We start from the raw sequence: 22,613 nt of genomic DNA, 5'->3' as shown, positions 1-22,613 counted from the left end.
ACCGCCTTTGTGAAGGGCCGGTGCGGATGATCACACCGTACGTGGGTGGTCCAACTACCCGCCAGGGCGTTGTGGATGCTCGTGTCACCCCGTCGGGCAGGTCACGCCCGGCGCCGGGTCCAGTCCGGCTCGGTCCGCGCCCACGCCCGCTCCCACTCGGCGAGCCGGTGGCCGGTGGAGACGCGGCGCACGACGGCACGCGCGAGGAGGACCGCCGCGGCGACGGCGCCCGCGGCCATCGCGCCGACGGTCAGGGTGTGCTGCCAGATCGCGGTGCTGCCGGGCGGCGGGGGAACGTTGCGGCCCCGGGCGTCGAACCAGAGCGCGACCTGGTCGCCGTGCCGGGTGCCGGCCGGTACCCGGGCCGTCGTGGTGTGCGTCCCGGTGGCCGTGTCCGTCCAGCGCACCCGCACGCGGTACGAGTGCTCCCGGCCCCCCTGCACGGTGGGCAGCTGGGTGGGCGCCTTGCCGACGACCTCGGCCCGCACCCGGTGGCGTTCGGCGCGCTGCGCCGCGGCGATGCCCCGCGCCTCGTCGTGGGCCCACCAGCCCGCCAGCGCCCCCGCGAGGGGCGCGCCCACCAGCAGCAGAGCGGCGACGACCAGCGCCGTCCACGCCTCGATCACGTCCGACCGGCGCCGCAGCGGATTGCGCCGCCAGCGCCAGCCACGCACCCGGGTCCGCATGTGGACCTCCTCCCCGTCACCGAAGCCGGAGGGGCCGTTTCGTGGCCGGTTCCCATGGTCCCTCCGTATCGCGGCGTGCGCGCGCGAGTGCCCTCGAAACCGGGTACCCCGCGACCACGGGTTCGTTCAGGGAGGGCCGAGCGGACGCAGTGGATCGCGCCACGTCACCCGAAGCGCTCGATACGGATCCGGTCCACCGGCTGGCCGGCCTCGACCAGCAGCCGGGAGGCGTGCTCGGCGAAGGCGTTGGAACCGCACACATAGGCCTCCCACCCACCGGCAGGCTGCTCGGCCAGGAGCGGCGCCACATGTGCGGCGGCCATACGTCCGACCGGCGCGCCCATCGGCGCGCTGCGTGTGAACACGGGCGTCGTCTCCGCGCCGAACTCCCGCGCGTAGATGAGCTCCTCGGGACTGCGCGCGGACACCAGCAGCCGCAGCGGTACGTCCAGGCCGCGTGCCCGGTGGTGCCGCACCATCGACATCAGGGGCACGACCCCGGAGCCGGCCCCGACCAGCAGCGCGGGCCGGTCGCCGGGCCAGGCGAAGAAGCCGCTCAGCGGGCCGCGCATCGCGACCTGGTCGCCGGGCTCGGCCACCGTGTGGAACCAGCCCGAGACCTCGCCGTCCGCCACGTGGTCCAAGGTCAGTTCGACGTGCCCGGTGTCGTCGGGAGGCGACGCGATCGAGTAGTGGCGCTGGGCCGCGTAACCGTCCTCGGCGGTCAGCCGCACCAGCAGGTGCTGACCGGGCAGATGCCCCGTCCAGCCGGGCACCGCGAACCGGAAGGTGGCGGCGCGGGGCGTCTCACGGCGGATCTCCGTGACCGTGGCCGTGTGCCACACCGCGGCGGTCTCCTCGCCGACGCCGATACGGCCGGGCACGGCGAAACGGGTCGGCGGAGCGAAGGCGGGGGACATGGACGTCTCAGTCACCGGAGTACCGCTGCTCCTGCCAGGGGTTGCCGCGCGCGTGGTAGCCGTTCTGCTCCCAGAAGCCCGGCTCGTCGTGGTCGAGGAGGGTGAGGCCCGCGATCCACTTGGCGCTCTTCCAGAAGTACAGGTGGGGCACGAGCAGCCGGGCGGGCCCGCCGTGCTCGGGGGCGAGCGGCTGCCCGTCGTACTCCCAGGCGATCCAGGCCCGCCCGCCGGTCAGGTCCGCGAGCGGCAGGTTCGAGGTGTACCCGGTGTGGGAGTACGCCACGACGTGGGTGGCCGACGCATGTGGCCGCACCACATCGAGGAAGGAGTCCAGGGACACGCCCCCGAACCGCACGCCGAACTTCGACCAGCTCGTCACGCAGTGGATGTCGCCCTCGTACGCCGACGCCGGGAGGGCGTGCGCCTGCTCCCAGTCCCAGCTCTGCGGCCGCTCCACGAGCCCGTCCACGCGGAAGGTCCAGTCCGCGGGCGCCAGGTCGGGGGTGACCTCGGCGGACAGGACGGGCCAGTCGTCGCCGGCGTCGTACTGGCCCGGCGGCAGGCCGGGGTTGTGGACGCGCGGGCGTCCGGTGAAGCCTCGGGTGACGTTCATGCGGTTCCAGCGGGACGGAAGCGATCGATTACCTGTTCAACCGTACGTGCTCGCCACAGGTGCTCCCGCCCCGGGCCCGCGATCATTAAGGCCGTATGAAGCTTCCGGCGCCCCGGGAATAGCAGCCCGCCGATCACTCTTGCTGACTGTTGCCGTCGTCGACAGCGAAGGAGTGGGAGCACATGCCGAAGGCGTACGTCTTCACGCGCAACGGCGGGCCCGAGGTGGAGGCCCTGATCGAGGTGGACCGGCCCGTCCCCGGCGCCGGCCAGGTGCTGGTCGCCGTACGGGCGGCGGGCGTGAACCCCGTGGACTGGAAGCTGCGCACCGGCTTCCGGCGCCCCGGCGACGGCGAGCGCGTCTTCCCCGCCTTCCTGGGCAGCGAGGTCTCGGGCGTCGTCGAGGAGGTCGGCGAGGGGGTCGAGGGGCTCGCCGTCGGGGACGAGGTCTTCGGCCAGCCGGTCGTCGGCGGGTACTCCGAGTACGCGCTGCTGACGACCGCGTTCAGCGCGCGGAAGCCCGCGGCCCTGTCCTTCACCGACGCGGCGACCCTGCCCGTCGCGGCCGCCACGGCGTACGACGGCGTCGACCAGCTCGGCCTGCCGGCCGGTGCCACCCTGCTGGTCACCGGCGCGGGCGGCGGGGTCGGCGTCGCGGCCGTGCAGATCGCCCGCGCGCTCGGACTGCGCGTCGTGGGCGTGGCGAGCGAGGCCAAGAAGGACCTGATCGAATCCCTCGGCGCCGTGCACGTCCCCTCCGGCGAGGGCTGGACCGGGCGCGTGCCGGGCGAGGTCGACGGCGTCTACGACCTCGTCGGCGGCACCGTCCTCACCGAGGCCGCGACCCTGCTCGCCGACCGCACGAAGCTGGTCACGGCCGGGGCCACTCCCGAGGCGGTGCGGGAACTCGGCGGTGCCCGCGTCGCCCGGGTCCGCACCCCGGCCCGGCTGGCCGAGGTGGCGGGCCTCGTCGTCGACGGCAGCCTGGACCCGCACGTGACGCAGACCTTCCCCCTCGACCGCGCCGGGGAGGCGCTGCGTACCGTCGAGGAGGGCCACGCCCGCGGCAAGATCGTGATCGTCCCGACGGAGAACGCCGGATGAGCCACGTCCTCGACCACCCCGCCCTGGCCGCGCTGACCGGCCCGCACGCCCACTTCGCCGAGCGGCGCGGCCGGGTGCTGCGCTATCCCGTCGACGTGACGCCCTGGCAGGCCCTGCCCGCCGAGCCCGACGCCCAGGACTGGGCCGACCTCGCTGCGCTCGCGGGACCCGGCGCCGAGGTCCCGCTGCTCGGCTTCCGCGGCGAGGTCCCGGCCGACTGGGAGATCACGTTCCGGATCGAGGGCGTGCAGTACGTCGACGACGGGCTGGCCGCCGCCCCCGAGCCGGAGGCCGTGCTGCTCGGTCCCGCCGACGTCCCCGAGATGCTCGACCTCGTCGCACGCACCCGGCCAGGGCCCTTCCTGCCGCGCACCATCGAACTCGGCACCTACCTGGGCATCCGCCGCGGCGGCGCCCTCGTCGCGATGGCGGGGGAGCGGCTGCACCCGCCCGGCTGGACCGAGATCAGCGCCGTCTGCACCGACCCGTCCGTGCGTGGCGAGGGCCTGGCGACCCGGCTGATCCTGGCCGTCGCCCACGGCATCCGGGAACGTGGCGAGACGCCGTTCCTGCACACCGGCGCCGGCAACACGAACGCCATCCGGCTCTACGAGTCACTCGGCTTCCGGCTGCGCCGGACCACGGCGTTCATGTCGGCCCGCGCCCCCGAACACCTCGCGGACGAGCGGGTGGTGGCCGTTTCCTGAGGCGTGCTCACGCCTCGTGATCGGGATGGGCCCAGGCGTTGTAGCGCACCAGGTAGGCGGCGAACCGCTCCAGATCCTGCGCGGGCCAGTCCGCGAGCCGCTCCCGGAAGGCCGCCCGGCGGCTGTCGGTGACCTGGGCGAGGATCCGCGTGCCCGCCTCGGTCAGGTGCAGGAGCTGGACGCGATGGTCGTCCGGGTCCACCCGCCGCTCGATGAGACCCGCCCGCTCCAGCGCGGAGACCTGACGGCTCACCGTCGACTTGTCGAGGGCGTAGTGCGCCGCCAGGTCGGTGGCCCGGCAGCCGCCGCTCTCCTCCAGATGCCCGAGCAGCGTGTACGAGACCAGCGACAGCTCGGGGTGCATACGGCCCGCCGACGCACGGGCGCGGCGGGCGAAGGCGGTCATCTCCCGCTGGATGGTCTCCACGGCCTCGTCTGCTTCCACCGGACCTCCCTCACTCGCCGAGGAACCCGCCTCGGAACATCACCCCGCCCCTCTTTGTTGTATAGTACAACTTGCCTGAGAGTTGTATAAGCCAACCATCTGGAGGTGGTGAGCGATGAGGTCGCCGGGCCTGCGTCATGTGATCACGCACCTGATCACCCCGCTGCTGATGTGCATCGGCATGGGACTCGCGTACATGGGGGCGTTCGTGGCGCCGGAGCCCCACCACCTGCCCGTCGCCGTCGTCGGTTCCGGTCCGCAGGTCAAGGTGTTCGCACAGACCGTCAAGGACGCGGCGGGCGACAAGCTCGACGTCCGCACGGTCCCCACCCGCGCCGCGGCCGTCGACCTGCTCACCTCCCGTGACATCACGGGGGCGTTCGTGCCCGGCCGGCAGACGCCGGAGCTCGTCGTCGCCTCCGCCGCCTCCGACATGGACGCGACGGCCGTCGAGAAGGTCTTCACGCCCGTCGCCGCCGAGCAGGGCAGCACGCTGAAGGTCACCGACGTCGCCGCACCGGTCTCCGACGACCCCACCGGACAGGGACTGTTCTTCCTGCTCATCGCACTGAGCATCGGCTCCTACGCCTCGGTCGCCGCGCTCGGAGCCGCCGGCGGTGCCCTGCGGATGCGGGTCCGTGCCCTGCTGGCGCTCGGCGTCTCGGCCGTCGTCAGCGGCATCGGCGCGCTGCTCGCCGGACCCGTCTTCCACCTCGCCCACCACGACCTGGCCACCCTGTGGGGCATGGCCTGGCTCTACTCCGCCGGCATCCTCTTCGTCGGCGTGGGCCTGCACACCTTCCTCAAGCGCTGGACCACGCTCGCCATGATGGTCCTGTTCGTGATGCTCAACTTCACCAGCTCCGGCGGTCTGTTCCGCCCCGACCTCCAGAACGGCTTCTTCGGCACTCTGCACGCCTTCTGGAACGGCGCCGGATTCGTCGAGGGCGCCCGCAGCCTCCTCTACTTCGGCAGCGACGGCCTCTCCCGCAACGTAGGGACGCTGGCGGTCTGGCTGCTGCTCGGCCTCGCCGTCACGGCGATCGCGGCCGTGCACGAGCGCTCGAAGGCGCCGGCGGCCTCCGCGGCGCCGGTCCCCGAGCCCTCGAAGCCGGACGCGAAGGCCCTTGCCGAGGCGGCGGAGGAAGAGGCCGAGGAGAGCGTCGGCGTCTGAGCGTTGGGGTAGTCTGGCCGTCCGGCACGGGAACGCCCCGGCCGCCGGAGACGAAGGAGGTGAGACCCATTTCCGCAGGACGCAGATCGGGCGCTCTCCTCCCGCAGCACACGGGCCGCCGCCGCTAGGCGGTCGCGAGAGCGCCCTTCGACTCACCGAAAGGCTCTCGGCCTCCATGCCCCCACTGTCTCCCTCCTTTCCGCCGTCACCGGCCACCCGTGACTCGGTCGTCGCCGCGCTCCGCGCCGCGGGCTGCGTCTTCGCCGAGGACGAGGCGGAGTTGATCCTCGCCACCGCCGGTACGCCGGACGAACTCGCCGTCCTCGTCGAACGCAGGGTCGCCGGGCTGCCCCTCGAACTCGTCGTCGGCTGGGCGCAGTTCCGCGGCCTGCGGATCGCCGTCGAACCCGGCGTCTTCGTGCCCCGCCGCCGTACCGAGTTCCTCGTCGAGCAGGCCCTCGCCCAGGTCCCCGGCGCGTCCGTCGTGGTCGACCTCTGCTGCGGTTCGGGCGCGGTGGGCGCGGCGCTCGCCTCCTCGCTCGGCCCCGTGGAACTGCACGCCGCGGACCTCGACCCGGCCGCGGTGCGCTGCGCCCGCCGCAACGTCGACGGCCGCGTCCACCAGGGTGACCTGTTCACGGCCCTGCCACGCGGCCTGCGCGGCCGGATCGACATCCTCGCGGCCAACGTCCCCTACGTCCCCACGGACGAGGTGAGCCTGCTGCCCGCGGAGGCCCGCGACCACGAACCCCTCACCGCCCTCGACGGCGGCAGCGACGGCCTCGACGTCCTGCGCCGTGTGGCCGCCGGGGCCCCCGACTGGCTCGCCCCCGGCGGCTGCGTCCTGGTCGAGACGAGCGAACGCCAGGCCGCGGCGGCCCTGGAGGCCTTCACCGCAAGCGGGTTGACGTCACGCCTGGCGGTCTCGGAGGAGCTGTACGCCACCGTGGTCGTCGGCGTCCTGGACTAGACGTGCGCGCCGTGCCGTCGGCGGGGTCAGGTCGTGGCCCCGCCGCCCGACGGGCTCGTCGACGGGGCCGGCATGCGCCAGTTCCGGTGGCCGGGGAACTTGCCGTGGCCGTCGCCGCCGGGGCCCATGTCGTTCCAGTTTCCTTCGACGGCGTGCGTCGCGGTCCTGGTGCCGCCGGAGTCACGGGTGCCGATGAGGAAGACCGTGTCGCCCTTCTTGAGGTCACCGGCACCGGAGCCCTTCGTGCCGTCGCGCAGGACAGCGGTGCCGGAGTTCACGGTCCAGGTCCACGAGGCGCCGTCCTCGCTCTTGACGGTGACCTGGTCGCCGTCGATCTTCTCGACGGTGCCGCGCTGCCAGGTCCGGGTGATCCACTTGCCGGTGTCCTGGTCCTTGACGGTCGCCTCGCCGTGCACGCCCATGCCGCCGGCGCCGAACCAGCGGCCGCCGCCGTGCCGGTCACCGGGGCCGCCGGGACCGTCGGATCCGCCGGGCGACGGCGCCGCGGATCCGGACGCGGAGGGCGTGGCCCCCTGGCCCGAGCCGCCCGACGTCGCCGCGTAGGCGACCGTGCCCCCGAGGGCCAGGAGGACGACCGTGGCCGCCGCCGTCACGGCACGCGCGCGGCGGGATCGCCGGCGCCACGGCCCGGGCCCGCGATCCGGCCCGCCCGGGCCCGTCATCACTTCCATGTCCGCGGTGGGTTCCTGCTCCGGCTCGTGCATCACGGCTCGCTCCCATCGGTCACGGCCCTAGGCAGCTACGTGCCACGCCTCTCTGTGATTGTCGAATGAGGCCGATAAGGAGCGAGTAATCATTACCTGTGAACCTGGCCGACTCTGTGAACCCGGCGGCCCGTGGACCCCGCTGATCAGCACGTCTTCTGCACGCGCGCGATGAGCAGCGCCACGTCGTCGGAGTTGTCGGGCTGGTGCAGCGTGCGCAGCAGCAGGTCCGCGACCTCCTCCAGCGGACGGTCGGGTCCTTCGAGGAGGGCCAGGAGCGCGTCCAGGCGCTCGTCGAGCGGATGCTGCCGCGTCTCGACCAGACCGTCCGTGTAGAACACGAGACGGTCGCCCGGCTCCAGGTCGACGGTGGTCGTGGAGAAGGCGACGCCGCCCACGCCCAGCGGCACCCCGGTGGGCAGTTCGAGCAGCTCGGGCGCGTGCCCGGCGCGCAGCCGGGCCGGCGGCAGATGGCCCGCGTTGGCGATCCGGCACTGCCGCAGCTCGGGGTCGTGGACGGCGTAGACGCAGGTGGCGATGGAGTGGTCGAGGTCCTCGGTGATCCGGTCGAGGTGCTCCAGGACCCGGGCCGGATCGAGATCGAGGGAGGCGAGGGTGTTGGTCGCGGTGCGCAGCCGGCCCATGGTCGCGGCGGCGTTGATGCCGCTGCCCATCACGTCGCCCACCACCAGCGCCGTCTTGCCGCCCTCCAGCGGGATCACGTCGAACCAGTCGCCGCCGACCTCGGTGGTGGCGCCCGCCGGCTGGTAGCGGGAGGCGACCTCGAGGCCGCCGGTCACCGACGGATGGCTGGGCAGCAGGCTGCGCTGCAGGGTGAGGGCGGTGTCGCGGGCGTTCTGGTACCAGCGCGCGTTGTCGATCTGCACGGCCGCGCGGGCGGCCAGTTCGCGGGCGAGCAGCAGATCGTCCTCGCTGAACGGCAGCGGGTTGCTCGTGCGCTTGAGGTCGAGCGCGCCCAGCACCTCGCCGCGTGCGATCAGCGGGACCGCGAGATAGGAGTGGACACCCGCGCGGGCCAGCAGTTCCGCGGCCTCGGGGGAGCGGGCGATACGAGGCAGATGGCCGGGCTCGACCTGCGGCACCATGACCGGCTGACCGGTACGCACGCACTCGGTGACCAGGCGGTCGGGTCCGTACCGCGCCACCTGCCCGGGCTGGTCGGCCGCCCGCAGAGCCTCCGGGGCGTCGTCCGCGTGCACGGCGAGCGCCCGGATCACCGCGGCCTCGGCGGGACCGAGACTGCTGCGCCTGCCCAGCACCACCGCGTCGAGCAGGTCCACGGCCGCTATGTCGGCGAGCTCCGGCACGGCGACGTCGGCCAGTTCGTGCGCGGTGCGCTCCAGCTCCAGCGTGGTGCCGATACGGGCCGAGGCGTCCGCGATGACCTGCAGCCGGCGCCGGGCGGACTCCGCCTCGACGCTCGCCCGGTGCTGCTCGGTGACGTCCACGACCGAACCGGCCAGCCCGAGCACGGTGCCGACCGCGTCGTCCAGCCGGTACAGCGACATCGACCAGGCCCGCTCGTCGTCCGGGTCCGCCGCGGTCCGGCCGGTGGTCTGCCGGTCCACCAGGGGCTGCCCGGTCTCCAGCACCTGCCGCGCCGCCGCCTCGATCATGTCGACGTCGAGATGGGGCAGGACCTCGCGGATCGACCGGCCGACGTGGTCCTTGGCCGGGACGCCGTTGATCTGCTCCAGCGCCGGGTTGACCGAGACGTAGCGCAGGTCGGTGTCCAGGACGGCCAGGCCGATGGGGGACTGGGCGATCATGCGGTTGGACAGCGCCACGTCCCGCTCCAGCCGCCGCACGGTGGTGCGGTCGGCGCACAGGCCCAGTGCGTAGACGTCGCCGTGGTCGTCCAGCAGGCGCATGTTGCGGAACTCCACCAGCCGCGTGGTGCCGTCCTTGCGCCGGATGGGGAAGGCGCCGGCCCAGCTCTGGCCGGTGAGCATCACGTCGGCGAAGAGTTTGATCACCAGGTCGAGATGCTGCTCGTGCACCATGATCCGCGCCGCGTACTCGCCGAGGGCCTCCTGGGCCGGGTAGCCGAACAGCTCCTCGGCCTGCGGGCTCCACAGGACGATGCGTCCCTCGGCATCCAGGACCACCGAGGCCATGCCGAGCACGTCGAGCAGCCCGCTCGGCCGTACCGACTGCTCGCCGTCGGCCATGGGAAACCCAGGTGCACTCATTCCACGCACCGCCTTCGCCCGTTCACGCGGCACGTCGTTCCCCCGTGCCGACTCCCCAAGTTCTACCGCGCCCAACCGTCGCTGTGACGACCCTGTCGCCCACCTCCACCATCCCTCAACACGGCCAGGGCCGTCCCCCGGAGCCCTGACGACACTACCTGGCACGCAGCGTCGCCGAACGGACAACCTCCGTTACCGATGTGGTCTGTACATGACCACCTGGTGGGGCCAGACTGTCCGCCGAGCCAGCCCCCACCCCCCACGGAGGAGCCCTCCCATGCCCCTGCGCGCCCGGCAACGTTGTCACGCCGCGGTGACCGCGGCCCTCGCCCTCGCGGCCGCCGCCGTCCTGTCCGCGGCTCCGCCCGCGTCGGCCGCCGACACCTGGAACGAGGTGGGCTCCGACCGGGCCGACCCGCTGACCGAGAGCCAGGGCCTGGCCTCCGTCGAGGTGCCGGCCGGCAGCCCCAACCACTACACCGGCATCGGCACCATCCCGGCGAGCGTGAGCAGCCGGGGCTGGAACCACGTCGGCGACCCCGACGCCTCCTACGACGGCCACGTCGTCGAGCCGTACCAGGCGGACTCGGGCAACGCGAAGATGTACCGCGTCCAGGCGCCCGACGGCAGCTGGTCGGAGTACGTCCACACGCTCGGCGCCGGCGAGGCGCTCAACAACTCCTGGGTCGCGATCTCGCCGGACGGACAGTGGATGCTGTCCGGAGAGTACGGCACGATGAACCGCTTCCTGGTCTTCCCGACGCCGGGCGTCAACGCGGCCACCTCGCCGTCCGCGAACCTCCCGCAGGTCGCGACGGTCACCCTCGACCATGCGGTACGCGATGTGCAGGGCTGCGACTTCTCCGGTCCTGCGACGCTGCTGTGCTCCTCGGACGACCCGGACGGCTCGCTGTTCGGCATGACGAAGCCGCTGCTCCAGGTCGACCTGTCCGCCGCCCCGAACGGCACGTCGGACGTGTCCGGCCACGTCACGGCGCTGCGCCAGCTGCCGCTGCGCAGCTCCTGCTCGGGCACGTTCGAGGCGGAGGGCATCGACTACGACCGCCGTAGCGGCACCCTGCGGGTGATCGTCGTGTCGCCGGGGTTCTGCGTGCTGACGGACAGCAAGACGTACCGCTTCACACGGAGCTGAGCCGAGCGCTGGTCCGGCCCGGGCAGTGGTGCTTTTCTGGGGATGTGGCGCGGTTCGCGGGGAACTCGCGGTGCCGCGCCACATCCGCGAGAGGAGCGATCACGATGGACCGTGTGCGACCGCACGAGGAGCCCGTATCCCTCGAGATCAGTGGATGCAGCAAGGAGGACGCCCGGATCGTCTTCGACACGCTGTGCGCCTGTTTCGAGTCCGACCGGGGTCCCGACGAGGTACCGCAGCAGCTCCACGAGACCCGCCCGATGGTCTGGCTCGGGACCTTCGAGGTCACCGACGCCCACGAGTGCCCGCCGCCCGCCCGTCTGGCCTCCTCGGTCGAGGTGGACGCACAGGGCGGCTACTGGGCGATCGAACGCCTCCGCTCGACCCTCGACCCCCTGTTCACGGTCCGCGACCTCATGTCGGCCTCGGGCGACCAGGAACGGGAACTGCACGTACGCCTCGAAAGCCGGTGACTGCGCCGGTTCGGCGGGATGGGGTGCGGGGGCGCGGGCGGACGTGACGTGTTCGGGGGCGGGCGAGCTGACGGTTCGCTGCTGCCGTGGTGCGGAAAGATCGGCCGTGGCGAGAGCGGGCCGACGGCGGCCGTGCGTGCCGGCTCCCGACGGGCCGGAGGCTGGAGTTGAGCCCTGCGGGCCGGATCGCGCAGAGGTGGCCCGGCCGGAGCGCGGTGCGCAGATGCGCTGCGGAGGGTGGAGCGGGAGACGGGCGGCTCGGTGACGGCCGTGCGCGCCGGCCCTCCGACTTTCGGGCGCCCGCGTTGGGGCCCTGAGGCCGGAGCGCGCCGCAGTGGGTGGGCTGGACCGTCGCCGGAGCGGGCCTTGGATGCCGGCGTGTGCCTCAGGTGGTGATCGGGTCCTGCCCGGAGGCTCCAGGCTCACGTCAGCAGGTTCAGTACCGCCCGGCGGTACACCGCGTGAACCCTCGGGAGGTCCGGCAGGTAGGCGCGTTCGTTGAGGGCGTGGAGGCCCTCGTGGTGGACGCCGAAGCCTGCTGTGGCCGGGATGCCCTCCGCGGCCAGCAGGTTGCCGATGTTCGACGGGCCCGCGGTCTTCGGGCGGACGCGCAGACCTTCCTGGGTCGCGGCCGTGAGCAGGGCTGCCGCGGGCTGCTCGGTTTCCGTCAGGCGGAACGGCGGCCACTCGGCCACCTGGGTGAGCGTGGTGGGGCGGGGAGGGGGTACGCGCCGGTCGAGTTCCGCGGTCGCCGTGCCGACCAGGGCCTGTGCCGCGCGGGCGTCGAAGGCCGGCGTCGTGCGGATGTCGACGCCCACCTCGCACAGGCCGGGAACCGTCGAGAAGCCCTCGCCGCCGTGGCACGACGTCACCGTCAGCTTCGGCGGCAGCGGGAAGTCCCCCTCCGCGGGCGGGAGTTCCGCCTCCTCCAGCAGCCGGACCAGCAGCGCCGCGCGTGAGACGGCGCCCGGCGTCGTACGCCGCGCCCCCGAGTGGCCCGTGTCCGCGTGCACCGCGATCGTCGCCCGCCACAGGCCCCGCCCGCCGACCACCACCTCCTCCCGGCCGGGGTAGCCGATCATGACCCCGGCCGGCCGCACCGCCGCCGCGTCCGCAAGGTAGGCGCGGGCGCCCCCGAAGCCGCCGGTGTGCTCGTCCGCGTCCAGCAGGACCGCGAGGCCGCCGCGCAGCGCGTCCGCCCGGTCGCGCACCTCCGCCGCGACACGGCAGAACATCGCCGCCGCCAGTTTGGAGTCGGCGGCTCCCCGGCCCCGCAGCCATCCGTCCACGACGTCCCCGCAGTCCGGCGCGAACGTCCAGGCGTCCTCGTCGCCGTAGGGCGCGGTGTCCACGCAGGCGTCGAGCGCCCACCACGGTCCCGGCCGGGCGGCGGCCACCTCCACCAGCAGCGCGACCGGGCGCCCGGCGGCGTCGTGGAGACGGCGGAACGGCAGGTCGCGGGTGCCGAGATGGTCCTCGAGCAGGTCGAGCACGGGCTCGTAGTCGTCGACACCCGCCCGGCTCGGGCGGCGGATCAGCCGCTGGGCGAGGGCGACCACCTCGGCGTCTTCGGGGCTCATGGAGCCTTGCTGCCCCGGGGTGGCCCGGATCACCCCTCTCCGGTTATGCAACTAGTTGCAAAAGGCTCCCGGAGCCTCTACAACAGTGAGCACGACACCGCGCACGGAGGGGCCCGATGAGCCGTTACCCGCACCTGCTGAGCCCGCTGGACCTGGGCTTCACCACGCTGCCCAACCGCGTCCTGATGGGCTCCATGCACGTGGGCCTGGAGGAGGCCGAGCGCGGCTTCGAGCGCATGGCGGAGTTCTACGCCGCCCGGGCCCGCGGCGGAGTGGGCCTGATCGTCACCGGCGGCATCGCGCCCAACGACGAGGGCCGCCCGTACGAGGGCGGCGCCAAGCTCACCACCGACGAGGAGGCCGGTCAGCACCGCGAGATCACCGACGCCGTGCACCGCGAGGGCGGCCGGATCGCGATGCAGATCCTGCACTTCGGCCGGTACGCCTACCACCAGGACCTCGTCGCGCCGAGCCCGCTCCAGGCCCCGATCAGCCCCTTCCCGCCCCGCGAGCTCACCGACGCCGACGTCGAGCGCACGATCGACGACTACGCCCGCGCCGCCCGCCTCGCGAAGCAGGCCGGCTACGACGGCGTGGAGATCATGGGCTCCGAGGGGTACCTCATCAACGAGTTCATCGCCGCGCAGACCAACCACCGCACCGACCGCTGGGGCGGCTCGTACGAGAACCGCATGCGCTTCCCGGTCGAGATCGTCCGGCGGGTCCGTGAGGCCGTCGGCGAGGACTTCATCGTCATCTACCGCCTGTCCATGCTGGACCTGGTCCCCGGCGGCTCGACGCTCGACGAGGTGATCACCCTGGCCAAGGCGGTCGAGGCCGCCGGGGCGACGATCATCAACACCGGCATCGGCTGGCACGAGGCCCGCATCCCCACCATCGCGACCTCCGTGCCGCGCGGCGCCTACACCTGGGTCACCAAGAAGCTCATGGGCGAGGTGTCGGTCCCGCTCGTCACCACCAACCGCATCAACACCCCGGAGCTGGCCGAGGAGTTGCTCGCCACCGGCCGCGCGGACATGGTCTCCATGGCCCGCCCGATGCTCGCCGACCCCGACTTCGTCGCCAAGGCCGCGCAGGGCAGGCCGCAGGCCATCAACACCTGCATCGGCTGCAACCAGGCATGCCTCGACCACACCTTCAGCGGCAAGATCACCTCCTGCCTGGTCAACCCGCGCGCCTGCCACGAGACCGAACTCGTCCTCTCCCCGACCCGGTTGAGGAAGCGCGTCGCCGTCGTCGGCGCCGGACCGGCCGGACTCGCCTGCGCCGTGTCCGCCGCCGAGCGCGGCCACGAGGTCACCCTCTACGACGCCGCGAGCGAGGTCGGCGGCCAGCTCAACGTCGCCCGCAAGGTCCCCGGCAAGCAGGAGTTCGACGAGACCCTGCGCTACTTCCGCCACCAGCTCGACGCCCACGGCGTGGACGTACGCCTCAACACCCCTGTCACCGCAGCTGACTTGGCGGACCACGACGAGGTCGTCGTCGCCACCGGCGTCACCCCGCGCACCCCCGACATCCCGGGCGTGGACCACCCCAGCGTCGTCGGCTACCTCGACGTCCTGCGGGGCGAGGCCGCCGTCGGCGACCGCGTCGCGATCCTCGGTGCGGGCGGCATCGGCTTCGACGTCGCCGAGTTCCTGACGGACGGTGGCGACAAGGCGAGCGAGGACCCGGAGACCTACTTCCGCCAGTGGGGCGTGGACATGGACTACCGCGGCCCCGGCGGACTCGCGGCCCCCGAGCGCTCCGCCCCGCCACGCAGCGTCCACCTGCTCCAGCGCAAGGCGACCAAGGTCGGCGCGGGCCTCGGCAAGACCACCGGCTGGATCCACCGCACCGAGCTCAAGCACCGCGGCGTCACCATGGTCCCGGGCGTCCGCTACGACCGTATCGACGACGCCGGACTGCACGTCACCGTCGGTGAGGAGAGCACGGTCCTCCCCGTCGACACGATCGTGCTGTGCACCGGGCAGGAGCCGCGCCGCGACCTCTACGAGGAACTGCTCGCGGCGGGCGCGGCCGTGCACCTGATCGGCGGTGCCGACGTGGCCGCCGAGCTGGACGCCAAGCGCGCCATCAAGCAGGGCACGGAGCTGGCGGCGGCCCTCTAGGGGGCCGTGGGACCGTCCTTAGGATGACTCCATGTCACTCCCGCACGCGATCCTGACCGCCCTGCTGGAAAAGCCGTCCTCGGGGCTGGAGCTGACCCGCAGGTTCGACAAGTCGATCGGCTACTTCTGGTCGGCGACGCACCAGCAGATCTATCGCGAGCTGGGAAGACTGGAGGCCGACGGGCACATCCGGGCCCTGCCGTCGGATCAGCCGGCCCGTGGGCAGAAGAAGAACTACGAGGTCCTGCCCGCGGGCCGTGCCGAACTGGCCCGCTGGACCGCCGTGTCCCAGGACCCGAGGCCGCACCGCGACCCGCTGCTGCTGCGCCTGCGCGCGGCGGCGGTGGTGGGCACGGCCGGCCTGGAGGCCGACCTGCGCCGCCATCTGGAGCTGCACAGGCACCAGTTGGCCCAGTACGAGAAGATCGAGCAGCGCGACTTCCCGCCCGGCAAGGACGCTCCGCACGACCGGCTCCAGCACCTGGTGCTGCGGGCCGGGATCGACCTGGAGACCTTCTGGACGCAGTGGCTCACGCACGCCCTGGAGGAGTTCGCCGAGCTGCCCGACGAGCTGCCCGGCTCCGAGACGGCGTGAACTCCGTGGCGGTCAGAGGCGGTTGGGCTTGGCGCGCTTGCGCAGGTACCACCCCGTCGCGATGACACCCGTGCCCACCAGGGCCGCGCCCACGCCCAGCGTGACCGGGCCGTAGTCCTTCACGGCACCGCCCAGACCGCCCGCCACACCGAGGGAGGCGGAGGGCGAGGCCGAGGGCCGGGCGGTGGCGGAGATGGTGGGCCGGGAGGCGGGGGAGACGACGATCGACTGGGTGCCCGCGGTGGTGCCGCTGGCCGAGCACTGCACGATCACGGTGTACGTGCCGGGGCTCACGTTCGACCAGGCCGCCGACTGCAGCGCGGTGGTGCCCGACAGCGACACCTGACGTCCCTGGGCGAAGCTCGACTGGCTGCTGCTCAGCAGCGAGGCGGTGCCCCAGCTGCCGCTGCTGCTGGTCCGGGAGCACTGGGTCGTCGTCACCGACACGGTGGACCCGCTGGTGCTCACCGAGATGCCCGAGCCCTGCGCCCCGGCCGGCGTGGCGGCGAGGGCGAGCGGCAGCACGGCGGCGGCCGCGGCGGTCAGGGCCGCGCGGGCGAGTGGCTGGGAGTTGCGCATGGGTCTGCCCTCCGACGGCACGGTCGGCGGTACATCCCTTGCGCCGCCGAGGGTGGGGGAACGCCCGTGCTGCCTCAGAGGCAGCCAAAGCCCCCGCGGCCCCTCCCGCATGCGGAGCGCCCCCGGGCAGGTGACGGGTTCGTTCGTCCGGCCGATGCCGCGGGCGCCGTCAGGGCCGTGAGCCACCCTGCGTCCCGGTCGTGACCGTCCGCTCCGCCGACCAGCCGCCCCAGGTGCCGTCGGGCAGCTTGGCCCGGATCCGCAGGCGGTGGGTGACGCCCGCGTCGCGGCCGGCGTAGAAGGAGTACGAGGCCTTCTCGCGCGGCGCGTCCCCGCCGTACACCAGGGAGGTGGCCGCCTGTCCGTCGAGCCGGATTCGGTATTCCGTGACCATCCCTTCCACGCGGGGCGGAACCCAGGAGAGGTCGAGGTAGTACGCGCCGCCGGCCCGGTGGCTCGCCGCGCGGAAGGCCGTGGGCGCCGTGTTCCGCCCGTCGTCGGAGCCCGGCGTGGTGAGGCGGACGGTGCCGCCGGGCGCCGAGACGTTGTCGGCCGCGTCGCGGGCCCGGACGGTGAACGCGTAGGCCGTGCCCGGCCGCAGCCCGGTGACCACGGTGGCCGTCTGGGCCGCGCCCACGCTGTGGATCTTCGAGGAGCCCTGGTAGACGTCGTACGACACCACGGCGCGGTCGTCCGTCGAGGCGGACCAGGAGAGTTCGACCTCCCGGCTGCCCACCACCCGGCCCCGCGCCCTGCCCGGGCGGGTCGGGGCCGAGCCGTCCGCCGCCACGGCCGCCGGTGTCCGCGCGCGCACGGACTGCCCGGCCGGTCCGAGCCGGCCCGCGGTGTCCCGCGCCCGCACGGTGAAGACGTACGACGTGGAGGGCGCGAGCCTGGTGACGTCCACCATGTGCTCCGAAGCGGGCACTTCGGTGACCTTCCTGGTGCCGCGGTACACCTCGTAGACCTTCACGCGCGGGTTCGCCGCCACGGCGTTCCACATCACGTGCACGCTGGTCGCGCTGCCCGCCGCCGCGGTCATGCCGGTGGGCGCCGCCGGCAGCCGTCCGTCGTCGTCGCCGGTTCCGCCCCGGCCGCAGGACGCGGCGAGGGTCAACGCCGCACACAGGGCGAGGGATCGGTGCACCAGCAGGAGGTGACGACGCATGGCTCTGCCTCCCCGGGCGGCGGAAATGGTCCGGACCAATACTGACGTGCTGGCGTGAGCGCATCAAGAGGGCGGTCGCGGGGCGGAGTCGTGCATGCGGGTGCAGGTGGCGGCCTTCGCGGGTGGGTGTTGGTGACCGCTCGGGGAAGTTACGTATGCTGAACCACCTCACGGCTGAACTCTCCATGAGGGCTGGTGAGTTATGCCGGTGGCGCGGACCGCTGTCGTCGCTGTTCCCGCGCCCGAAGCGGGTGGCCGGGCGGCCGGAGCCGACACAGGCTCGGGCGCCCGGCCCCCGCCGCTCGTCCGAGGACGCGCCACGCCGTGAGTCGCCTGAAGCCTGTGCGCCGGTTCGGCCGCCTACGGTGGCCGCATCATCGCTAACGGGGCAAAACGGGCAAAATGCCCGCCAGTGCCCCTTCAGGAAAGGGCCCTTCATCGTGCGTGTCCAGTCGCTGACCCTGGCCGTGGCCGGCGTCGCCCTGCTCGCCCCGTCGATGGCGGCAGCCGCCGAGACCCGAGTGCCGGCGGAGTCGACCGCCCGGCGCGAGGGCGACGTCCGCGCCTCCGACCTGCTGGCCAGGGTGCGTGACTGCACCCGGATCTCCCACGGCCGCTTCCGCGCCGACCACGGGAAGCGGGCGAACGTGGCCGTGTGCGGCACCCGGCACGCCGTCTTCTGGAAGACCGACATGGACATCGACTGCGACGGGCAGTCCGGCCCGCGCTGCAACCGCCGCACCGATCCGCTGTTCTCGGCCGCCACGGCCTACCAGCAGTCCGACGGACGGCCGTTGAACGCCGAACGCCTTCCCTATGTCGTCGTACCGGCGGCCGGCTCCGTCTGGAACCCCGCCGACGACGGAGTGCGCGGCGGCGCCGTCGCGGCCGTCGTGTACCGCGACCGCGTGCAGTACGCGGTGGTGGGGGACGTCGGCCCGCGCGGCCTCATCGGTGAGGCGTCCTACGCCGCCGCCAAGGGCCTCGGCATCAACCCGGACCCGCGCCGCGGCGGCGTGGCCTCGGGCGTCACCTACATCGTGTTCAAGAACTCCCAGGCCAGGCCGATCGAGAGCCACACCGCCGCCGTCACGGCGGGACGGCGGCTGGCGTGGCGCTTCGTCCAGGGCGAGTAGGCCCCCCGGCGACCGGCGACCGGCGACCGGCGGACGATCCGCGGCGCGACGGCGCGGCGGCGCAGGCCGAGCTCACGGCGGCCATGTGCTCGGACCTCGCCGTCGCGGCGGAAGGGCTCGGGGCAGGGGAGGTCAGACCTTCCGGTAGGTGTACGCCTCCGCGGCCGCCGCCTCGACCGCCGCGAGATCGGCGCCCGCCGCCGCGGTGACCACCGCGGCCACCGCCCCTTCGACGAACGGGGCGTCCACCAGCCGGGTGTTGCCCGGGAGTTCGTCGCCCTCGGCGAGCAGCGCCTTCACCGTGAGGACGGCGCTGCCGAGATCGGTGAGGACGGCGACCCCGGCGCCCCGGTCGACGGACGCGGCCGCGGCGGCGATCAGCTCCGCACTCGTGCCGAGCCCGCCGCCCTCGGTGCCGCCCGCGGCGGCGACGGGCACCGAAGTCCCGCCGCCCGCAAGGCCCTTGGCCAGCTCCGCCACGGACGCGGCCACCTCGGCGCTGTGCGACACCAGCACGATCCCGACCTGCTTCTCGTCACTCACCGCCGGCCTCCTCGAGAGCGGCGATCAGCAGCGACGACGAGGTTGCGCCCGGGTCCTGGTGACCGATGCTGCGCTCGCCGAGATAGCTGGCGCGGCCCTTGCGGGCCTGCAGGGGCACCGTCGCCAGCGCGCCCTGCTCGGCCGCGGTCCGCGCGGCGGCGAAGTCCCCCTCGCCGAGCGCGTCCACGGCCGGCACCAGTGCGTCGATCATGGTCTTGTCGCCCGGCGCGGCCCCGCCGAGCGTCATGACCGCATCCACCCCGGTCCGCAGCGCCTCGGTCAGCTGCGCCTCACCGACCTCGGCGTCGTCGCCGAGCGCCTTGCCCGTACGGCGCAGCAGCGTGCCGTAGAGCGGGCCCGACGCGCCGCCGACGGTCGAGATCAGCTGCCGCCCGGCGAGCACCAGGACCGCACCGGGCGTACCAGGTGCCTCCTTCTCCAGCGCCGCGACCACGGCACGGAACCCGCGCTGCAGATTGCTGCCGTGGTCGGCGTCCCCGATGGGCGAGTCGAGAGCGGTGAGCCGTTCCGCCTCGCGGTCCACGGACGCGGCGGTCGCCTTCATCCAACGGCGGAAGAAATCGGCGTCGAGCACTGGATCTCCTTGCGTGGTAGGTACGTTGACACCCCGGCCCGCCGGGCTACATGCCCCAGCGCAGCCCCGGCGTCTTCACCGGCGCGTCCCACAGGCGCAGCAGGTCCTCGTCGATCTGGCACAGCGTGACGGAGGCGCCGGCCATGTCGAGCGAGGTGACGTAGTTGCCCACCAGGGTGCGGGCGACGGCGACGCCGCGCGCGGTGAGCACCCGCTGCACCTCGGCGTTGAAGCCGTACAGCTCCAGCAGCGGCGTCGCGCCCATGCCGTTGACGAGCACGAGCACGGGGTTGCGCGGGGGCATGTCCTCGACGATCGCGTCCAGCGCGAACTCGGCGATCTCGCCGGAGGTCATCATCGCCCGCCGCTCCCGGCCGGGCTCGCCGTGGATGCCGACGCCCAGCTCCAGCTCGCCGGCCGGCAGGTCGAAGGTGGGTGTGCCCTTGGCCGGCGTGGTGCAGGCGCTGAGCGCCACACCGAAGCTGCGGGAGTTCTCGTTGACCTGCCGGGCGATGGCCGCCACCCGCTCCAGCGGCTGTCCCTCCTCGGCCGCCGCGCCCGCGATCTTCTCCACGAACAGCGTCGCGCCCGTGCCCCGGCGCCCGGCCGTGTAGAGGCTGTCGGTGACCGCCACGTCGTCGTTGACGAGCACCTTGGCGACCTGGACGCCCTCGTCCTCTGCGAGCTCGGCGGCCATGTCGAAATTGAGCACGTCACCGGTGTAGTTCTTCACGATGAACAGCACGCCGGCGCCGCTGTCGACGGCGGCCGCCGCGCGCACCATCTGGTCGGGGACCGGGGAGGTGAACACCTCGCCCGGGCAGGCGCCCGTCAGCATGCCGGGGCCCACGAATCCGCCGTGCAGCGGCTCGTGCCCCGAGCCGCCGCCCGAGATCAGGGCGACCTTTCCGGCCACGGGGGCGTCCCGCCGTACGATCACCCGGTTCTCCACGTCCACGGCCAGCTCCGGGTGGGCGGCCGCCATGCCGCGCAGCGCGTCCGCGACCACGGTTTCCGGAACGTTGATCAACATCTTCACGGGATCCTCCTGGTGAGACGCGTTCGATCCTCTGTCCGTACAGCCATTGTCGGCAGTATCGGTGCTTCGGCGGCGCCGGTCACCTGTACGGCACAACCGGGCGTGCTGCGGGTCGGCACAGCGCGACGCGCGGTGACGGAATCTCCCGTCACCGCGCGGACCGGCCCCCTGCCGCCGTCAGCCGGTCTTGTGCCCCCACTTCGGGCCGACCATGGCCCACTCCGTGCCCCACAGGCGCGAACGCCGCCGGTCCAGCCGCAGGCGGGCCAGGCCGCCCGCGCCGAGCACCAGGCCCGTCGTGCCGATCCCGGCGGCGGTGCCCAGCACGGCCGACTCGAGGTCCGCCGCGGACCGGCTCGGCGGCCGGGTGGACAGCTCGCCCCGCGGGTCCGTGTAGACGACGATGTGCGATCCGGCCTTCAGCCCCGTGTCGACCAGGGTGTTCCCGGTGCGGGTCGAGCCGTCCGGAAGGGTCCAGCGGACCTTGGCCAGCGCCCGGTAGTAGCTCTTCGCCCCTGGTTGCGTCGTGTCCGAGACGAGGACGGCCGCCACCGGGATGCGCTCGGCACGCTGCTGCGCGAAGACGGCGTCGGCGGCATGGGCCGTGATCACGCCGGCGAGCGTGCCGCCCACGGCGACGATCGCCCAGACGGCCAGCACGAGCCAGGCCTCCAGAACGTCCTCGCGACGGCGCAGCGGGTTGGACCGCCACCGCCACAGCCACTTCGTCGTCCGCCCGCCAGCACGCATCGGTCTGCACCTCCTCGTCGTCTCGACGTGTCCAACGTGACAGCGAAGGCGCGGGGCGCGGGATGGGCCGGACAGGGGAAGTCGTGGGGCCGACCGGGACCCTGCGGAGGGCGACGTTGAGCCGTTCGGCCCCGGTGCGCGGGCCGCGCCCCCGCACGGTCGTCGCAGCCGGCGACAGGGCCCTGACGGCCACCCACGAGGGACCAACGGCCTCTGACCCGGGGCCGCCGCCGCGACCACTCTCGAAGGTCTCAGCTGCCGTTCCCGAACCGTGTGGGAGGAGGGCACCATGCGATCAGCGCCTCTCGACGCACAGACCCTGGAAAAGTGCGTCGCCGCGGCCGTGGCCGCGCCCTCGTTCTTCAACACCCAGCCGTGGCGCTTCCGGCTGGACCCCGACAACGTGGCCTTCGAGGTGCGCGCGGACCCTGAGCGGAGCCTGCGCCACGCGGACCCGGTCGGCCGCGCCCTCCACCTGTCCGTGGGCGCCTCCGTCTTCAACCTGCGCGTGGCCGTCTCCCACTTCGGCTGGGCACCCGTCGTACGGCTGCTGCCGCGCCCCGAGGAGCCCGGCCTGCTCGCGACCGTACGGCTCACGGGCAGTGCGGCACGGCACGGCGGGGAGCACCGGGACGACCTCTACGGCGCGATCTGGCGCCGGCACAGCAGCCGCTTCCCGTTCTCCGACCGGCCGGTACCGCCCCAGGCGCGCGCCGAGCTGGCCGAGTCCGCGCACCGGGAGGGCGCCTCGCTGAGCTTCGTCGAGGCGGGTGAGGTGACCCGGCTGCTGCGGGTGACCGCGGAGGCGGAGCTGCGCAACCGCCACGATGCCGAGCGCGGCACGGAGAGCCGCCGATGGGTGCACCGCGACCTGGACGACCCGCACGACACCGGTCTGCCGCAGAACGTCCTGGGCCCGCAGGACGCGCGGGAGGGCGTTCCGATGCGGGACTTCACCGCCGCGCGGCACGCCGAGAGGCTGTCCTCCCAGGACTTCGAGATCTCCCCGGTCATCGCCCTCCTGAGGACGGTCCACGACCGGCGCACGGACTGGCTGCGCGCGGGGGAGGCCCTCGAGCACGTCCTGCTGGTCGCCACGGCCCTCGGCCTGCGCGCCTCGCTGCTGCATCAGCCGATGGAGTGGCCGGACCTGCGCCGCAGCCTCAGCCCGGACCCCGACCACACCGGTCACGCCCAGATGCTGATCCGTCTCGGCTACGGCCCGGAGGGCCCCGCCACCCCGCGGCGCACCCCGCACGCCGTGCTCGACGCGGACACCTCACGCCGATAGCGCCGGCAGGGCGGACGGCCACG

The 22,613-nt window shown here is 73.5% G+C and carries 23 protein-coding genes; 10 read left to right on the top strand and 13 right to left on the bottom strand.

Going from position 1 to position 22,613, the window contains the following annotated elements; translation table 11 throughout:
• Nucleotides 1–101 precede the first annotated feature (101 nt).
• From ACFU97_RS10400 to ACFU97_RS10390, 3 genes are all read right to left on the bottom strand, one after another.
• Nucleotides 102–686 (bottom strand): hypothetical protein, encoded by a 585-nt coding sequence (locus ACFU97_RS10400; protein WP_384253580.1) that lies wholly within the window; start codon nucleotides 684–686, stop codon nucleotides 102–104.
• Between the two features lie 164 nt (nucleotides 687–850).
• Entirely contained in the window at nucleotides 851–1,606 is a 756-nt protein-coding gene (locus ACFU97_RS10395; protein ID WP_384254127.1) for a ferredoxin reductase, read from the bottom strand.
• 7 nt (nucleotides 1,607–1,613) lie between these two features.
• The gene (locus ACFU97_RS10390) at nucleotides 1,614–2,219 is read right to left on the bottom strand and encodes a sulfite oxidase-like oxidoreductase (protein ID WP_384253578.1); all 606 of its coding nucleotides are present in this window, start codon (nucleotides 2,217–2,219) and stop codon (nucleotides 1,614–1,616) included.
• Between the two features lie 182 nt (nucleotides 2,220–2,401).
• Here ACFU97_RS10390 and ACFU97_RS10385 point away from each other — a divergent pair, with 182 nt between their 5' ends.
• Nucleotides 2,402–3,322 (top strand): NADP-dependent oxidoreductase, encoded by a 921-nt coding sequence (locus ACFU97_RS10385; protein WP_384253575.1) that lies wholly within the window; start codon nucleotides 2,402–2,404, stop codon nucleotides 3,320–3,322.
• Complete coding sequence (locus tag ACFU97_RS10380) at nucleotides 3,319–4,029, top strand: GNAT family N-acetyltransferase (RefSeq protein WP_384253573.1); 711 nt, start codon at nucleotides 3,319–3,321, stop codon at nucleotides 4,027–4,029. Before ACFU97_RS10385 ends, ACFU97_RS10380 begins: the two co-directional genes overlap by 4 nt.
• Nucleotides 4,030–4,036: 7 nt before the next feature.
• Here ACFU97_RS10380 and ACFU97_RS10375 read toward each other — a convergent pair whose 3' ends face one another.
• Complete coding sequence (locus ACFU97_RS10375; RefSeq protein WP_384254125.1) at nucleotides 4,037–4,435, bottom strand: MarR family winged helix-turn-helix transcriptional regulator; 399 nt, start codon at nucleotides 4,433–4,435, stop codon at nucleotides 4,037–4,039.
• Between the two features lie 154 nt (nucleotides 4,436–4,589).
• Between ACFU97_RS10375 and ACFU97_RS10370 the strand changes: the two genes are divergently transcribed.
• Nucleotides 4,590–5,648, top strand: coding sequence for a hypothetical protein (locus tag ACFU97_RS10370; protein WP_384253571.1), 1,059 nt, complete (start codon nucleotides 4,590–4,592; stop codon nucleotides 5,646–5,648).
• 175 nt (nucleotides 5,649–5,823) lie between these two features.
• Nucleotides 5,824–6,618, top strand: a complete 795-nt coding sequence (locus tag ACFU97_RS10365) for a putative protein N(5)-glutamine methyltransferase (protein WP_384253568.1) — start codon at nucleotides 5,824–5,826, stop codon at nucleotides 6,616–6,618.
• Between the two features lie 26 nt (nucleotides 6,619–6,644).
• On the opposite strand, the gene ACFU97_RS10360 is transcribed toward ACFU97_RS10365, so the two are convergent.
• Nucleotides 6,645–7,343 (bottom strand): hypothetical protein, encoded by a 699-nt coding sequence (locus ACFU97_RS10360; RefSeq protein WP_384254123.1) that lies wholly within the window; start codon nucleotides 7,341–7,343, stop codon nucleotides 6,645–6,647.
• A 146-nt stretch (nucleotides 7,344–7,489) separates the two neighbouring features.
• Nucleotides 7,490–9,556: a SpoIIE family protein phosphatase gene (locus tag ACFU97_RS10355; RefSeq protein WP_384253566.1), complete on the bottom strand. Its 2,067-nt coding sequence runs from the start codon at nucleotides 9,554–9,556 to the stop codon at nucleotides 7,490–7,492.
• A gap of 277 nt (nucleotides 9,557–9,833) precedes the next feature.
• Here ACFU97_RS10355 and ACFU97_RS10350 point away from each other — a divergent pair, with 277 nt between their 5' ends.
• On the top strand, nucleotides 9,834–10,709 hold the full coding sequence (locus tag ACFU97_RS10350) for a hypothetical protein (RefSeq protein WP_384253563.1): 876 nt from the start codon (nucleotides 9,834–9,836) through the stop codon (nucleotides 10,707–10,709).
• Between the two features lie 104 nt (nucleotides 10,710–10,813).
• Nucleotides 10,814–11,182: a hypothetical protein gene (locus ACFU97_RS10345; RefSeq protein ID WP_384253561.1), complete on the top strand. Its 369-nt coding sequence runs from the start codon at nucleotides 10,814–10,816 to the stop codon at nucleotides 11,180–11,182.
• A gap of 422 nt (nucleotides 11,183–11,604) precedes the next feature.
• Here ACFU97_RS10345 and ACFU97_RS10340 read toward each other — a convergent pair whose 3' ends face one another.
• Complete coding sequence (locus ACFU97_RS10340) at nucleotides 11,605–12,762, bottom strand: M20 family metallopeptidase (RefSeq protein ID WP_384253559.1); 1,158 nt, start codon at nucleotides 12,760–12,762, stop codon at nucleotides 11,605–11,607.
• A 116-nt stretch (nucleotides 12,763–12,878) separates the two neighbouring features.
• On the opposite strand from ACFU97_RS10340, the gene ACFU97_RS10335 reads away from it, so the two are divergent.
• Together ACFU97_RS10335 and ACFU97_RS10330 are read left to right on the top strand one after the other, a co-directional pair.
• The gene (locus ACFU97_RS10335; RefSeq protein WP_384253557.1) at nucleotides 12,879–14,894 is read left to right on the top strand and encodes an FAD-dependent oxidoreductase; all 2,016 of its coding nucleotides are present in this window, start codon (nucleotides 12,879–12,881) and stop codon (nucleotides 14,892–14,894) included.
• A gap of 31 nt (nucleotides 14,895–14,925) precedes the next feature.
• A complete protein-coding gene (locus tag ACFU97_RS10330) occupies nucleotides 14,926–15,489 on the top strand; it encodes a PadR family transcriptional regulator (RefSeq protein WP_384253555.1) in 564 nt (187 codons plus the stop codon).
• Between the two features lie 12 nt (nucleotides 15,490–15,501).
• On the opposite strand, the gene ACFU97_RS10325 is transcribed toward ACFU97_RS10330, so the two are convergent.
• Nucleotides 15,502–16,068, bottom strand: coding sequence for a hypothetical protein (locus ACFU97_RS10325; protein WP_384253553.1), 567 nt, complete (start codon nucleotides 16,066–16,068; stop codon nucleotides 15,502–15,504).
• Between the two features lie 169 nt (nucleotides 16,069–16,237).
• Nucleotides 16,238–17,236, bottom strand: a complete 999-nt coding sequence (locus tag ACFU97_RS10320) for a fibronectin type III domain-containing protein (RefSeq protein ID WP_384253551.1) — start codon at nucleotides 17,234–17,236, stop codon at nucleotides 16,238–16,240.
• A gap of 440 nt (nucleotides 17,237–17,676) precedes the next feature.
• On the opposite strand from ACFU97_RS10320, the gene ACFU97_RS10315 reads away from it, so the two are divergent.
• Nucleotides 17,677–18,372: a glycoside hydrolase family 75 protein gene (locus ACFU97_RS10315; RefSeq protein WP_384253549.1), complete on the top strand. Its 696-nt coding sequence runs from the start codon at nucleotides 17,677–17,679 to the stop codon at nucleotides 18,370–18,372.
• A gap of 132 nt (nucleotides 18,373–18,504) precedes the next feature.
• Here the strand turns inward: ACFU97_RS10315 and ACFU97_RS10310 are convergent, their stop codons facing one another.
• The 4 genes from ACFU97_RS10310 to ACFU97_RS10295 form a co-directional block, all read right to left on the bottom strand.
• Complete coding sequence (locus ACFU97_RS10310) at nucleotides 18,505–18,915, bottom strand: PTS-dependent dihydroxyacetone kinase phosphotransferase subunit DhaM (RefSeq protein WP_384253547.1); 411 nt, start codon at nucleotides 18,913–18,915, stop codon at nucleotides 18,505–18,507.
• Entirely contained in the window at nucleotides 18,908–19,510 is a 603-nt protein-coding gene (gene dhaL / locus ACFU97_RS10305; RefSeq protein WP_384253545.1) for a dihydroxyacetone kinase subunit DhaL, read from the bottom strand. The genes ACFU97_RS10310 and dhaL overlap by 8 nt, the downstream gene beginning before the upstream one ends.
• 46 nt (nucleotides 19,511–19,556) lie before the next feature.
• A complete protein-coding gene (gene dhaK, locus ACFU97_RS10300; RefSeq protein ID WP_384253542.1) occupies nucleotides 19,557–20,549 on the bottom strand; it encodes a dihydroxyacetone kinase subunit DhaK in 993 nt (330 codons plus the stop codon).
• 177 nt (nucleotides 20,550–20,726) lie between these two features.
• Nucleotides 20,727–21,299 carry a hypothetical protein gene (locus tag ACFU97_RS10295; RefSeq protein WP_384253540.1) on the bottom strand — a complete coding sequence of 191 codons (573 nt, stop codon included), beginning with the start codon at nucleotides 21,297–21,299 and terminating at the stop codon, nucleotides 20,727–20,729.
• A gap of 289 nt (nucleotides 21,300–21,588) precedes the next feature.
• On the opposite strand from ACFU97_RS10295, the gene ACFU97_RS10290 reads away from it, so the two are divergent.
• Nucleotides 21,589–22,590 (top strand): Acg family FMN-binding oxidoreductase, encoded by a 1,002-nt coding sequence (locus ACFU97_RS10290; RefSeq protein WP_384253537.1) that lies wholly within the window; start codon nucleotides 21,589–21,591, stop codon nucleotides 22,588–22,590.
• The last annotated feature ends 23 nt before the right edge of the window (nucleotides 22,591–22,613 follow it).

Origin of the sequence: Streptomyces sp. NPDC057616 (genome assembly GCF_042800575.1) — a bacterium.
Taxonomy (GTDB): Bacteria; Actinomycetota; Actinomycetes; order Streptomycetales; family Streptomycetaceae; genus Streptomyces.
Note: the sequence above shows the minus strand (reverse complement) of the source record. Positions and strands in the feature narration are given on the sequence as shown.

Bases quoted from the DNA above. Each gene is read 5' to 3' on its own strand.
- ACFU97_RS10400 (WP_384253580.1), bottom strand. From the start codon at position 686: ATGCGGACCCGGGTGCGTGGCTGGCGCTGGCGGCGCAATCCGCTGCGG.
- ACFU97_RS10395 (WP_384254127.1), bottom strand. From the start codon at position 1,606: ATGTCCCCCGCCTTCGCTCCGCCGACCCGTTTCGCCGTGCCCGGCCGT.
- ACFU97_RS10390 (WP_384253578.1), bottom strand. From the start codon at position 2,219: ATGAACGTCACCCGAGGCTTCACCGGACGCCCGCGCGTCCACAACCCC.
- ACFU97_RS10385 (WP_384253575.1), top strand. From the start codon at position 2,402: ATGCCGAAGGCGTACGTCTTCACGCGCAACGGCGGGCCCGAGGTGGAG.
- ACFU97_RS10380 (WP_384253573.1), top strand. From the start codon at position 3,319: ATGAGCCACGTCCTCGACCACCCCGCCCTGGCCGCGCTGACCGGCCCG.
- ACFU97_RS10375 (WP_384254125.1), bottom strand. From the start codon at position 4,435: ATGACCGCCTTCGCCCGCCGCGCCCGTGCGTCGGCGGGCCGTATGCAC.
- ACFU97_RS10370 (WP_384253571.1), top strand. From the start codon at position 4,590: ATGAGGTCGCCGGGCCTGCGTCATGTGATCACGCACCTGATCACCCCG.
- ACFU97_RS10365 (WP_384253568.1), top strand. From the start codon at position 5,824: ATGCCCCCACTGTCTCCCTCCTTTCCGCCGTCACCGGCCACCCGTGAC.
- ACFU97_RS10360 (WP_384254123.1), bottom strand. From the start codon at position 7,343: ATGCACGAGCCGGAGCAGGAACCCACCGCGGACATGGAAGTGATGACG.
- ACFU97_RS10355 (WP_384253566.1), bottom strand. From the start codon at position 9,556: ATGAGTGCACCTGGGTTTCCCATGGCCGACGGCGAGCAGTCGGTACGG.
- ACFU97_RS10350 (WP_384253563.1), top strand. From the start codon at position 9,834: ATGCCCCTGCGCGCCCGGCAACGTTGTCACGCCGCGGTGACCGCGGCC.
- ACFU97_RS10345 (WP_384253561.1), top strand. From the start codon at position 10,814: ATGGACCGTGTGCGACCGCACGAGGAGCCCGTATCCCTCGAGATCAGT.
- ACFU97_RS10340 (WP_384253559.1), bottom strand. From the start codon at position 12,762: ATGAGCCCCGAAGACGCCGAGGTGGTCGCCCTCGCCCAGCGGCTGATC.
- ACFU97_RS10335 (WP_384253557.1), top strand. From the start codon at position 12,879: ATGAGCCGTTACCCGCACCTGCTGAGCCCGCTGGACCTGGGCTTCACC.
- ACFU97_RS10330 (WP_384253555.1), top strand. From the start codon at position 14,926: ATGTCACTCCCGCACGCGATCCTGACCGCCCTGCTGGAAAAGCCGTCC.
- ACFU97_RS10325 (WP_384253553.1), bottom strand. From the start codon at position 16,068: ATGCGCAACTCCCAGCCACTCGCCCGCGCGGCCCTGACCGCCGCGGCC.
- ACFU97_RS10320 (WP_384253551.1), bottom strand. From the start codon at position 17,236: ATGCGTCGTCACCTCCTGCTGGTGCACCGATCCCTCGCCCTGTGTGCG.
- ACFU97_RS10295 (WP_384253540.1), bottom strand. From the start codon at position 21,299: ATGCGTGCTGGCGGGCGGACGACGAAGTGGCTGTGGCGGTGGCGGTCC.
- ACFU97_RS10290 (WP_384253537.1), top strand. From the start codon at position 21,589: ATGCGATCAGCGCCTCTCGACGCACAGACCCTGGAAAAGTGCGTCGCC.